Annotated in this window: 14 protein-coding genes and 2 pseudogenes; 15 read left to right on the top strand and 1 reads right to left on the bottom strand. The window is 46.0% G+C overall.

The features are described 5' to 3' along the window. Positions 1-86 precede the first annotated feature (86 nt). The 13 genes and pseudogenes from JCM11969_RS14410 to JCM11969_RS14460 all read left to right on the top strand — a co-directional run bounded on the left by JCM11969_RS14410 (position 87) and on the right by JCM11969_RS14460 (position 10082). Positions 87-491, top strand: a complete 405-nt coding sequence (locus tag JCM11969_RS14410) for a type II secretion system protein (protein WP_065903541.1) — start codon at positions 87-89, stop codon at positions 489-491. A gap of 37 nt (positions 492-528) precedes the next feature. After that, positions 529-927 carry a type IV pilus modification PilV family protein gene (locus tag JCM11969_RS14415; protein ID WP_054712222.1) on the top strand — a complete coding sequence of 133 codons (399 nt, stop codon included), beginning with the start codon at positions 529-531 and terminating at the stop codon, positions 925-927. Then, entirely contained in the window at positions 924-1352 is a 429-nt protein-coding gene (locus JCM11969_RS14420; RefSeq protein ID WP_054712223.1) for a competence type IV pilus minor pilin ComGF, read from the top strand. The genes JCM11969_RS14415 and JCM11969_RS14420 overlap by 4 nt, the downstream gene beginning before the upstream one ends. After that, a complete protein-coding gene (locus JCM11969_RS17890; RefSeq protein WP_156319390.1) occupies positions 1349-1510 on the top strand; it encodes a hypothetical protein in 162 nt (53 codons plus the stop codon). The genes JCM11969_RS14420 and JCM11969_RS17890 overlap by 4 nt, the downstream gene beginning before the upstream one ends. 89 nt (positions 1511-1599) lie before the next feature. Next, complete coding sequence (locus tag JCM11969_RS14425) at positions 1600-2460, top strand: class I SAM-dependent methyltransferase (protein WP_369523243.1); 861 nt, start codon at positions 1600-1602, stop codon at positions 2458-2460. A 16-nt stretch (positions 2461-2476) separates the two neighbouring features. Then, positions 2477-2623 (top strand): hypothetical protein, encoded by a 147-nt coding sequence (locus JCM11969_RS20525; protein ID WP_369523244.1) that lies wholly within the window; start codon positions 2477-2479, stop codon positions 2621-2623. Positions 2624-2645: 22 nt separating this feature from the next. Continuing rightward, positions 2646-3835: pseudogene (locus JCM11969_RS14430) on the top strand (acetate/propionate family kinase). A 444-nt stretch (positions 3836-4279) separates the two neighbouring features. Then, positions 4280-5680, top strand: coding sequence for an amino acid permease (locus JCM11969_RS14435; RefSeq protein ID WP_054712225.1), 1401 nt, complete (start codon positions 4280-4282; stop codon positions 5678-5680). A gap of 213 nt (positions 5681-5893) precedes the next feature. Beyond that, a complete protein-coding gene (locus JCM11969_RS14440) occupies positions 5894-6505 on the top strand; it encodes a metallophosphoesterase family protein (RefSeq protein ID WP_054712227.1) in 612 nt (203 codons plus the stop codon). Further along, positions 6480-7928, top strand: a complete 1449-nt coding sequence (locus JCM11969_RS14445; protein WP_225353327.1) for a bifunctional metallophosphatase/5'-nucleotidase — start codon at positions 6480-6482, stop codon at positions 7926-7928. Before JCM11969_RS14440 ends, JCM11969_RS14445 begins: the two co-directional genes overlap by 26 nt. Continuing rightward, a complete protein-coding gene (locus JCM11969_RS14450) occupies positions 7921-8658 on the top strand; it encodes a YutD family protein (protein WP_054712230.1) in 738 nt (245 codons plus the stop codon). Before JCM11969_RS14445 ends, JCM11969_RS14450 begins: the two co-directional genes overlap by 8 nt. Positions 8659-8666: 8 nt before the next feature. Further along, a complete protein-coding gene (locus JCM11969_RS14455) occupies positions 8667-9446 on the top strand; it encodes a TIGR01457 family HAD-type hydrolase (protein WP_054712232.1) in 780 nt (259 codons plus the stop codon). Beyond that, complete coding sequence (locus JCM11969_RS14460; protein WP_054712234.1) at positions 9447-10082, top strand: TIGR01906 family membrane protein; 636 nt, start codon at positions 9447-9449, stop codon at positions 10080-10082. Positions 10083-10458: 376 nt separating this feature from the next. Here JCM11969_RS14460 and JCM11969_RS14465 read toward each other — a convergent pair. Then, positions 10459-11117, bottom strand: a pseudogene (locus JCM11969_RS14465) (VTT domain-containing protein). A 202-nt stretch (positions 11118-11319) separates the two neighbouring features. On the opposite strand from JCM11969_RS14465, the gene JCM11969_RS14470 reads away from it, so the two are divergent. Both JCM11969_RS14470 and JCM11969_RS14475 read left to right on the top strand, forming a co-directional pair. Beyond that, entirely contained in the window at positions 11320-11910 is a 591-nt protein-coding gene (locus JCM11969_RS14470) for a peptidylprolyl isomerase (protein WP_275452930.1), read from the top strand. A gap of 177 nt (positions 11911-12087) precedes the next feature. Continuing rightward, positions 12088-12465, top strand: coding sequence for a CvfD/Ygs/GSP13 family RNA-binding post-transcriptional regulator (locus JCM11969_RS14475; protein ID WP_054712238.1), 378 nt, complete (start codon positions 12088-12090; stop codon positions 12463-12465). Positions 12466-12752: the final 287 nt, after the last annotated feature.

A 12752-nucleotide genomic window follows, 5' to 3' on the forward strand; every position in this document is an offset into this window, starting at 1 on the left:
TTCTTTAGAAGACTTAAAAGATGGCGGCTATTTGACTGACAAACAATTCAATAAGGCCACTGCCACATTAGTGATTAAGGATAATCATGTTGACCCAAAAGCGAATAGCAAGTCGTAGTGCGTTTACGTTAGTTGAATCGTTAGTGGTTATGGGGATTGTCGGTAGTTTACTAATTTTAAGTATGACTACACGCCAGGCGTTTAGCCATCATTCGCCACGAGCGGAACAAGCCTTTTGGCATACTTTGAACAGTAATTGGCAGGAGGCACAATACGCAGCTAAATATCGTAATCAGCGTACTTCAATTGCGTTTCATCAACATGAGGTCGTCTTTAAAAGTGGGCTTAAGGAGGGGCAACCAACTAAGCTGCACCAACTGGATTATCCAAGCACACTCGTTGGACCCGAGCACGAAGTCGATATCTATGCAGATAGTCATGCTGATCCACAAAGACTGCAGTTTCGATCAAAACTTAAAAATGGTAATTGAACATTAACGGTTCAAATGGGATGGGGGTTATACAGACTTGAAAAGAAATAAACGCTCAGGTTTTATTCTAAGTGATGCTTTAATTGGGCTGGTACTGATTGGATTAGGTGTTTTGACATATGTTGGGTTACAACAGGTAATGATGCAGCATTCTCAGGAAAAACAGTTGCGTGTTCACGCGCTTCGTCAAGAATATGAGTCCTTAGCACCCAAGCTAGAACAAAGAATGCGAGATTCAAAGCAGGAAGAGACGGCTAAAAATAAAGCGTCAGCCAAGCCTGATGAGGCATCATCCCATTCAGAAAGTGCTAAGGATTCTCAAGTTTCAGAATCGTCGAATCGTGACACATCGTCTGAGTTGCCGGAAACGGAAAACGAGTCAACACTTTCAAAGCTTCCTGAACAGCCAGAAGAAAAGGTCAGTGACTCGAAATGAAACGAAGTGGCTTTACGTTAGTTGAAACGATTATTGCCTTGTTTGTGACAGCCTTAGCATTGTTGACGCTCCAGATGGGTTATCAGTGGGTCAATAACCATCAACAACAGCGAAATGCGGAGCAATTAGATTGGTATGGCCTGTTAGGAATCATTGAAGGTGGCCGCTATGAATTTGATTTCGACCACATCGATGGCGATGAAGCTTTTGTTCATAGTAATATCGAAAAGAAGGATTACATCATTCGGTACCGCCCAAATATGGATGAGGTGATGGTAACTACCAAGAGTGGCGGTTATGTGCCGTCAATGCAACATGTCACCGATCTTAAATTCACTGAAAATAACCACCATCTCGCTCTCAACATGACCACATCGACCCACCAAAAATTCGCTGCCACCACCATCATAGGAGCAAAAGAATGAAACGAAATGGCTTTGTCACTTTAGTTGCTGTTGTTTTTCTCGGGTTATTAATGGTGCTGTTGCTATTAGAGGTCCAGGGGTATGCCCAACAGCAGCATGCTTACAACGACCTTATAAAGCACTATTCACAAGCAATCAGTGCGCTTCCCCATAAGTAAAGACGGGCTTTAATTTAAATTGTTTGCTTGAATTAGTGAGCATTTATTTGTAAGATAGATTCTGTGGATAATCCTTAACACAGAGGAGGTTGACAACACTGGCTCTGAAAGAAACTGAAGCACTGTTTAATGTGCTTGATCAGTCGGCCCAGTTGTTACGTTCGGCATTGGATACTTCGTACGTGGACGCCTTTATTGAATCAGGCGATAACCTGATTGCAGGCAATGTCCAGGTTGAAGACGGCAAACCGGCTCGGCAGACTGTTGAGCAATTGCAAGCGCTTTATGACGACGTACATTTGGACCAACTGGAAACTGAAAGCATCCGTCAGGCAATCCAGCTTGGCATGCTTAAGGCAATTAAGGAAGACGAGATTCAGGGTAATCACCAATTAACACCCGATACGATTGGAATGGTGATGGGCTACCTTGTGATTCGGCTGGTTGAACATCAGCAGAAGCTCGTTGTTCTTGATCCCGCCGTTGGGACTGCCAACCTGCTGACGACCATCATGAATCAGCTTAGCGATGCCACTCATCATGAGATATCTGGTATCGGAATTGACAATGATGATTCAATGTTAGCGGTGGCGGACATTAACGTGACGCTTCAACACGCACCGGTAGAACTGCGGCATCAAGATGCACTGGGGGATCTATTAGGCACCTCAGCGGATCTGGTTGTTTCGGATCTGCCAATTGGTTATTATCCATTGGATCAAAAAGTGACCAACTTTAAGACACGTGCCAAGGAAGGTCACTCTTACGTGCATCACTTATTGCTGGAACAAGCCATGCAATCGGTGAAGCCCGGCGGATTTGGCATCTTTTTGGTACCAAGTCAGCTCTTCCAATCAGCAGAAGCAAAGACGTTACTCGGATGGTTGCAAGATAGTGCTTATTTACAGGCCTTTTTTGAACCTGCCGAAGGATCTCTTTGCCGCGAATGAATCAGAAAAAGCAGTTTTGTTACTGCAACGACATGGTGGCGACGCCAAGCAGGCCGGCAAGGTGATGCTGGGAGAATTCCCATCGTTTAAAGATCAGGATGCTTTTTCGAAATTCATGGCTGAAATTGTTGATTGGGAATTGAATGACTTACTTGCGAAGTAAATAAAAAGGAGACTTTTAAGACATGGGAAAGACACTTGCGGTTAATGCAGGAAGCTCAACATTAAAGTTTAAATTATTTGAGGTACCATCAGAAAAAGTGCTCACAAGCGGCGCTATTGAACGAATCGGTCTGGGTGACTCACTCGTTTCCATTAAGTATGGCGACGGTCAAAAATACGAGAATACTCAGGATGTTAAGGACCATGAAGAAGCATCCACATCATGTTGGATCAGCTTTTGAGCCTGAAGATCATCGCAAGTTACGATGAAATTACGGGTGTTGGTCACCGGGTCGTTGCCGGTGGTGAATTCTTTACCGATTCTGTCTTGGTTGATGAAGATGCTTTAAAGAAGATCGAAGACTTGTCTGAGTACGCACCACTGCATAACCCAGCTGAGGCAATGGGTATCCGGACGTTCCAAAAGATTTTGCCAAATGTCCCAAACGTGGCGGTCTTTGATACGTCATTCCATACCACAATGCCACAAGTCAATTACATGTACGGGATTCCTTACGAATACTACGAGAAGTTTGGTGCCCGTAAGTATGGGGCCCATGGGACGAGCCACCGTTACGTTGCTGGCCGGGCAGCTGCAATGTTAAACAAGCCGCTTGAAGACTTGAAATTGATTACGTTGCATATTGGTGCCGGCGCTTCGATTACCGCCATTAAGAACGGCAAGTCATTTGATACGTCAATGGGCTTTACCCCGTTAGCTGGTATCATGATGGCCACCCGTTCCGGTGATATTGATGCTTCATTAGTCACTTTCTTGATGGAAAAGTTGAACATCAAGGACCCTAATGACATGATCGACATCTTAAACAAGAAGTCAGGGTTAGTTGGGGTTTCAGAATACTCAGCTGATATGCGTGACCTTGAAAAGGTTCAGGATGAAAATCCTAAGGCACACTTAGCACGTGATATGTACATCAACCGGATCGTGAAGTACGTTGGCCAATACATCGCTGAATTAGGCGGCGTGGACGCCATTGTCTTCACAGCCGGTGTTGGTGAAAACGATATCCCGATTCGCCAAGAAGTTGCTGATCAATTATCCTACTTCGGCATTGGTGTTGATTCTGAAAAGAACAACATTCGTGGCGTTGAACGTGATCTTTCAACGGCGGATGCTACTGTTAAGACCTTGTTGATTCCAACAAACGAAGAATTGATGATCGTTCGTGATGTTGAACGGTTGACTAAATAAGCTGTACGGCTCTATTGAGTTGGGAAGTCTGGGAATTTTTCCTGGGCTTTTTTTGGTTTGGGCTGGTTTCTTTTGGGAGATTAGACCTTTTTGGGGATTGTTGGGTTTCAGATTTCTTCTTATTTTTGTAGGGTGGTTCTTTCTCTGTTATGTAGCTGAAACGCGTTCGGCAAGGCACGGGGCTGACATGTAACGGACTCTGGCCAAAAAGTCAGGCCCGGACTTTTCGGCCAGAGTCCGTTACATTCTGCCCCTAACCCGCCTTGCCTCACGCTCTGATGAATTCTCTTCACTTCACCTTGAAAAAACCTCATCATTTTCAAAGACACCGGTATAACGCGGTTCTTCGGTGTTTGTCGTTGAATAATCATGTTAATTTGGTCCGGTCCATTAAAGAATGCTCATTTTGCCGTGTATAATAGTGATTCATAAGGAGTGAGCGACATGGCAGACAAAGAGACATCAACAACTGAATTTTCACGAGGGTTGAAAAACCGTCACGTGCAGCTGATTGCACTGGGCGGCACGATTGGGACGGGGTTGTTCCTTGGTGCCGGCGAATCGATTCATTCCGCTGGACCGTCGATCCTGCTGGCATACCTGCTGGCTGGGATCGCCTGCTTCTTGCTGATGCGTGCACTAGGAGAACTTTTGTTATCTGATTTGAGCGCGCACTCCTACATCAAATTTATTACGAAATACTTGGGAGAACGCTGGGGCTTCGTTGCCGGTTGGACGTATTGGGTGTGTTGGCTCACCATTGCGATGGCCGATCTAACCGCGGCGGGCTTGTACATGAAATTTTGGTTTCCGCATTTACCACAGTGGGTCACAGGGTTGGTGATTCTGTTGATTCTACTTGGCATTAATTCCATTACGGTAAAAGCGTTTGGCGAAACGGAATTCTGGTTTGCCATTATTAAGATCGTTGCTATCATTGCGTTGATCGTTGCTGGCGTCATTTTAGTTGCCATTAACTTTAAAACACCGGTTGGCCATGCGTCGGTCAGCAATTTATTCGCTGGGAAATTTTTTGCGAACGGTTGGAAGGGATTCTTCCTATCCTTTCAAATGGTACTGTTTGGATTTATCGGCATTGAAATGGTTGGGATGACCGCGTCAGAGACCAGTGATCCGGCAAAAATTATTCCCAAGGCAATCAATGAAATTCCCATGCGCGTCATCCTATTTTATTTGGGATCACTATTAGCGCTGATGTGCATTTATCCTTGGCACTATATTTCGCCATCGACGAGTCCGTTTGTTCAGGTCTTTTCCGCAGTGGGTATCAAGGCGGCCGCAGCCATCATTAACTTTGTTGTGCTGACCGCAGCCGCTTCTGCCTGCAACAGTTCGCTATTCACAACGGGGCGGATGCTGTTTTCACTGACATATGACGGCAAGTCGCCAATGGCTAAACGCTTTGGTAAGTTATCTAAGGCTCAGGTGCCAGTTAACGCCTTGTTGTTTTCGGCAGCCATCATAGCTGTCGTGGTGATCATGAACATGTTTATTCCAGGGAAGGTCTTTACGCTGATTTCAAGTGTGGCAACGACTTGTTTCCTGTTTATCTGGGGATCAATCGTGTTAGCGCACTTGAAGTATCGTCGGGAGGTCAAGGCCGCGCATCAGGAAGCACAGTTAACCTTTAAGATGCCATTTGCACCCTATTCAGATTATTTTGTGCTCCTGTTTCTTGCCATGGTCGGGGTTGTCCTGGTCTTCAAGACAGAAACGCTGATTGCGCTGATTGGTTCAGTCATCTGGTTGGTGGCGCTGTGGCTGGTTAAAACAGTTAAGGACCACGCAAGTTACCGAGACGATTTAGAACAGAATAGGGATTAGACTGAACAAAAGTCGATCGTTTTGATCGGCTTTTTTTCTTTACATGGAACAGTTTTGTTGCCGCAGTGAAAGGCGTATGATTGAAGTCAGAGTTTGTGCCCACAATTCGGGTGAACGCCAGATATGGCCACTCATGTTGCAGGCATGTTAAACTAGTCATGAAAACGATCCGTATCGGTTGTTTAAAAATAAAGCAGCAAAGAAGGGGTTTACGTGAAGTCTTATTTTACGGCGGACACGCATTTCTTTCACAAGGATCTGCTAGGTGATTCAAAATTTGCCCCGCGACCCTTTGCGAACGTAGCGGAAATGAACCAAACGATTATTGATAATTGGAACAAACGCGTCACACCTGAAGATACGGTGTACCATCTCGGCGACATTGCGTTGTATTTTACGCGACCCGAAAAGGTTTCTCATGAAGCGGTTCTTCAGGTGCTCAACGAACTCAACGGGCATTTAGTGCTGATCAAGGGCAACCACGACAGCCGGTCATTGTTTAAATATTTAGCGGCTCACAATTACGAGTATGGTGGCAGACCTAAGTTTACATTTCACGATGTTGGCGTTTTGATCAAGGTTAATCACCGGCAATATTACATGACGCACTACCCGATGATGATGGGTATTGTTAAACAGATCATCAACCTCCACGGCCACATTCATCATTACGCGGTGGGGATCAAAGAAAATATCAACGTTGGCGTGGACACGCCTGAAACGGACTATTTGGTAGAAAAACCGCCATTTGGGACACCGTTTTCCATGGCCGAGGTTGAAGAAATGGTGAAGGGAAAATATGATGACTTCCAAAAAAGACGTTAAGCAAGACCAAACGGAGTTGGTAGAACGAATTACGATCCTTCACACAAATGACTTGCATTCTCACCTTGAAAATTGGCCGCAGATCAGACGTTTTTTGAGTGAGGAAAAGGCGCGTTACGAAGCTGCAGGTCATACTGTCCTGACCTTTGATATTGGTGATGCGATGGATCGCGAGCATGCATTAACGGAGGCCACCGATGGGAAGGCCAACGTTGACCTCATGAATACGATCCACTACGATGGGGTGACGATTGGCAATAATGAGGGACTTGGCAACACAAAATCGCAACTCAATCACCTCTTTGATGCAGCAAATTTTGATGTCATTTTAGGCAATTTACTGACCGCGCCAAACAAGACGCAACCAAAGTGGGCGATGCCCGCAAAACTCATTGAAACAGCGGCACACACGCGAGTTCTGGTGCTTGGATTGACTGCCCCGTACACACTGACCTATCCGCTGGTGGGGTGGCAGCCGATTTCAGTGGAGCGGATGCTGCCACGGTTGCTGACCCAGTATGAGGGGCAGTACGACGCTGTGGTGCTGCTGTCTCATTTGGGCATCGACGTCGACCGCATGATTGCCAAGCGACACCCAGAGGTTGACGTCATCATTGGTGCCCACACCCATCATTTACTCGTCCATGGTGAACACGTGAATCAATCGTTACTTGCTGCGGCGGGCAAATGGGGTCAGTATATTGGCACGATTCAACTGACGTTAAAGGACCACCACATTTCGACTAAAGAGGCCTCAGTTGTCAAAACGGAGACGCTGCAGCGTGCAACGACCGACCGTGATGAGATCAATGGCTATGTGACCAAGGGCGAACAGCTGCTCGCTGCCCGTAAAATTGCGACTTTACCAGTTGCCATGGAACATAGTTGGGAGGGCCATTCACGGCTCACCAGCGAAGGATTGGCGGCCTTAGAAGATTACGCGCAAACGGATGCAGCCATTATTAACGGCGGCCTGTTTATGACTGATCTGCCGGCTGGTGAAGTAACCGCCAATGATTTTCATAACCTGTTGCCCCACGCGATGCACGTCATGCGCGTGACATTAAATGGGTACGACCTCTGGCGGTTGATTCGGGAAATGGAAAAGAATCGCGTTTTTCTCAGTCGTTTTCCAATTAAGGGCATGGGCTTTCGCGGTAAAATTTTTGGCGCAATCAACTATTCAGGTATCAGTTACGATGCGCATGATCAGCAAGTGTTGTACCGTGGTGAAGTGCTTTCGCCAGTGCGGCACTACACCGTTGCGATGCCGGATCACTACCTGTTCATTCCGTTTTTCCCGACGATCAGTATCGTTGGGCAAAATGAAATTATGTATGGTAAACTATTACGGAACGTTTTAAGCGATTATCTTGCAAAACGCTACCCACTTCAAGCGGGGAAGGAGGCTAACAATGGATAAAAAAACACTTCAAGAATTAATTGAGGAAACCCGCACGAGCAGAGCTGCTGGCGGCGTGGTCGTCAGTGAAGACGAGACCCACTACCAGATCAATGACCACCCGTACGAATTGCTGACGAATTACCGGGATGCCTTTGACAAAATGGAACTGAGCGACCGGTTCAACGCCTATTTTTCAAAGTATGACTACCTTGTTGGTGACTGGGGATTCGGTCAGTTGCGACTCCGCGGTTTTTACAGCGAAGAACGCAACGTGCCCATTGAGGCTAAGATTACGGCACTGCAGGATTACCTGGATGAAAATTGCAGTATCGGGTGCCCGTATTTTGTGCTGAAGAATCAGGATGTGCGGGTCGTTGAACCTAAAAAGCGCAAGCCGCGCTCATCCAACAACCGTCGTCACCGCAATGGGACTCACAATAACGGTACCAGTAACCAGACGAATGACCGCAGCTCACAGTCAGGCGACCAACGTGGGCACGAACAGAGCCGTAATTCGAATCGGTCAACTCATTCACGGAAAAACACGTCGAACACCAATGGCAATGGGCAACACCGCAACAATCGGAATAACGCCCATTCAAACCACCAGTCTAAACGGCAGACCGCCTATGTGACTGAACAAATCAAAGAGGTGAAGCAGACGCCGTTGAGCAAACGTGACGGCACTGTTAAAACGGTGGGCCATAGCAAGCACCGGCGCTTTACCATAAGAGAAAAGAAGGACTGACGCGTTTCATGACAAAACACTACGACGGGTACTTTATTGACCTAGACGGGACGATCTACGCAGGCAAACGCCGTATTCCGGCAGCTAAACGCTTTATCGAACGGTTACAGAACACCAATACCAATTTTATGTTTGTGACCAATAACACCACAAAATTGCCCGCTGATGTTGTGCGCAACTTAGGCGATAACCACGATATTCACGTTACAGAAGATAATGTGTATACGGCCGGGTTAGCAAGTGCCGATTACGTGGCACAGATTGCCCAATCAGGCCAGGACAGTGTTTATATTGTCGGTGAAATTGGGTTGATCCAGGCCTTTTTAGACCGCGGGTTTCACTTAACGGAGCACGATCCGGACTTTGTGGTGGTGGGCTTAGATTCCGATGTCACCTACCACAAACTATCGTTGGCCATTCTTGCCATTCGGGCGGGGGCAACGTTTATCGGGACCAACCCGGATTCAAATATTCCGAACGAATTGGGCATGTTACCGGGCGCTGGTTCGCTGGTCGAGATGGTTGCGTATGCCACCCAGCAACGACCGGTATATATTGGGAAACCCCGGTCGATCATTATGGCAAATGCGTTGCAACGTAGTGGCCTTAGAAAGGATCAGGTCGTGATGGTGGGGGACAACTACCGCACGGATATCACGGCTGGTTTGGACTTTGGAATCGATACACTGCTCGTGTATACCGGGTTGTCAACACGCGCGCAAGTCGCTCGTGAAGACCGGCAGCCGACTTTTGAATGTGATTCACTGGATGATTGGGAGTTGGTGTAGATGTTAAGATTGCGGCGATTTATCGCATGGACGGTAGTTTACCTAGCGTTGGTATCCTTGATTATTTGTTTGACCATCAACAGTTTTTGGCTGTACCGGTTGAATTTGAATTTCAGCACGATTCCGCATCAGGTAGGCTTGTCAGTGTCCCGACTTATGACAAACTATCACCAGCTTTTAGGCTTCCTAGAACTGCCGTGGATTCATCACCTGAACATGATGGATTTCCCGACGTCTCCTAGTGGACTGCAACACTTCATCGATGTTAAACACCTGTTCTTATTAAATAACGTGATCCTGATTGTAACGATTATTCCGGCAGTTATTTTTACAGTCCGGTTAGTGCGGCATCGGCAGGCATGGCTGTTTATTCGTACGTTTCAAATTGCGGCGGTGATCCCGGTGTTCTTTGGGTTATTGATGCTGGTTAACTTTAATGGGTTCTTTATTGCATTTCATAAGGTCCTGTTTCGCAATTCTGATTGGTTGTTTAACCCTCAATTTGATCCGGTCATCAATGTGTTGCCTGAAAGTTTCTTTGCGCAGTGCTTCGTGATGGCGTTTGGCTTGTTCGAGATCGTGATGGTTCTCGGGATTTGGTATGGTAAATATCAGTTGACCCATGATGATGATTAAAAAGGCGTTCATTGCGGATCCGGTTATGGATCGTGCGATGAACGTCTTTTTTGTGATGTTATTAAGGCGTGGGACGGCAAGCCTTGGCTTGTGCTGACGGTACTGCTGAGGAATGTCGTTACCTGTTATTTTCTTACTTGGAGACATTGATGAAATGCTTTGGAGGAAGCTGAAGGTTGCACACATGGCTATTTTGTGTAAATTTCAAGTCATGGAATTTGGTGAGGGCCGTTTCTGTCTTTCTTGGCTGCATTGCCGAAACGCGTTACAGAAAGCAAAGACTGGAGCAGAAGGCGACTCTGATACAAAATCCAAACCCCGGATTTTATATCAGAGTCGCCTTCTGCTCCAGTCTTTAAACACTTTCTTCCACGATCTACTCTTCTCCCGCCGGCGCCTTTCTTCCCTTCAGGAAGCCAACGGACGCTGGGATCATGGAGACCACGATGATGCCGATGACAACGAGTGAGAAGTGGTCCTTCACAAAGCCGATATTGCCGAAGAAGAAACCGCCGGCACAACAGAGACCCACCCAACAAATGGCCGCAGCCACGTTATACTTGATAAAAGACTTATAATCATAGTCCGATGTAGCTGCTACAAATGGGGCTAGGGTGCGGATGATCGGCATGAACCGTGCTAGAAAAATGGCCATGGCACCGTGCTTTTCAAAGAAGCCATGCGCCTCGTTAAGCCGTTGCTGGCTGAAAACGCGACCGAAAAGTTTGTTTTTTGTTAGGGCAACACCAACGTGACGACCAATGAAGAAGTTCAGTGAGTCACCGCCGATCGCGGCTGCCAAGAAAATCACGATAAAGACAAGAATACTGAGATGATAGTCAGGGTTTGCTGCCAAGCTGCAGCGGCAAACAGGAGTGAATCCCCAGGCAGGAACGGCAAGATAACCGCCCCAGTTTCAACCAACACAATAAGAAATAAGATGCCGTACGTCCAACCGCCAAAGGTGTTGACGATATTAACCATATGCTGGTCAATGTGGAGGACGAAATCAAAGAGGGTCGTTAAAAAGGTCATGTAGGCAATAGTCCTTTCAGGTCTAAGATAGTCAATGTGCTTCAATGCTGAGGTCATTGTATCAAATCACCAGCAGAATACCAGTATTTTGGGAAAACTTAGAAAAAACGCATGAAGTAATAGGTTAAGACACCATCAAAGTTGATTTTTAATCTTAAACATGGATAATAGAATAGATATCAGAAACATAATGGAGGTTTTGCTGGTGAGTTTTCCACAACTACATCTTGATACAGTAAATGGTCCTAAGGTGGTCATGCATACATCGTTAGGCGATATTAAGATTCAATTATTCCCTGAACAAGCACCCAAGGCAGTTGAAAACTTTGTGACGCTCGCAAAGGATAACTACTATGATGACGGCGTTTTTCACCGGGTCATTAATGATTTTATGATCCAAGGTGGCGATCCAACAGGTACTGGTATGGGCGGCGACTCTAAATGGGGGACGCCGTTTGAAGATGAATTTTCTAAGGACGTTTATAATCTGCGTGGCGCATTATCGATGGCCAATGCGGGTCCGAACACGAACTCAAGTCAATTCTTCATCGTTCAAAATCAGCATTTGTCGGAACAGTTAAGTGAGCAGATGACGGAAGCCCATTTTCCAGATGAGATCGTTACCGCTTATCAAAAGGGCGGGACGCCGTGGCTGGATTTTCGGCACACGGTGTTTGGTCAAGTAACTGATGGCATGGATGTGGTTGATGCCATTGCGACAGTGAAGACAGACGGTAGTGACAAACCACTTGAAGACGTTAAGTTATCCTCAGTGGAAGTCATTGACGATTAGTATTGAAAAGTCTTGAAGAGTGACTGGTTCAGTGAATCTGCTGAGGCAGTTATTTTTTTGCAGAGATGTTTCCCCTAATATAGAGGTAACAAGGTGGTATAATGCATTTATCGGACTTTTGTCATACGGGTAGTATCCGTGTGATTTCAGACAGTTAGTTATGTTAGGAGGAGCAGTATGTATCATATTGGTGATAAAGTAACGGGTACGGTTACCGGGATTCAACCATACGGTGCGTTTGTTGACCTTGGTGATAACACACAGGGATTAATTCACATTTCAGAGTGCCACTATGGGTTTGTAAAGGATATCCATCAATATCTTACCGTTGGCCAGACAATGACGGTTGTGATTTTGGATATTGATGAGTTTACTGGGAAAATATCATTATCGTTGAGATGCCTGGAGGAACCAAAGGCAACGCAGATTGATCAACCAGATAATCATCACAAACATTATTGGACGAGCCGCAACGTCCATGAAGGGTTCACGCCGATTGCTGACCGCCGTCACGGATGGGAACAAGAGGCACTTCGTGAGTTCGTTCGCAAATAAATGAATCTTTTTCAAATAAGTGCTTGACCGACTGTTGTTTTGCTGGTATTATTTTACCTGTTGTTAAAGACGACGTCACAGATTGAACGCATAATTATTCAAGTGGCCGTTGTCTCGATAACGCCATTCACTTGTTTAACCGATTCGTTAAACATTTGGTTGAATAAAGATTCAAAATAATGGTTGACATCATTTTGGATCTTAGCTATACTAAATGAGTTGATTCAAACAAGTAGACCTTTGAAAAACTGAACAAAGTTTTGTTTCACAAAAGTGCGGGGCTCTCA

The sequence above is a fragment of the Secundilactobacillus paracollinoides DSM 15502 = JCM 11969 genome (assembly GCF_001311135.1).
Lineage (GTDB): Bacteria > Bacillota > Bacilli > Lactobacillales > Lactobacillaceae > Secundilactobacillus > Secundilactobacillus paracollinoides.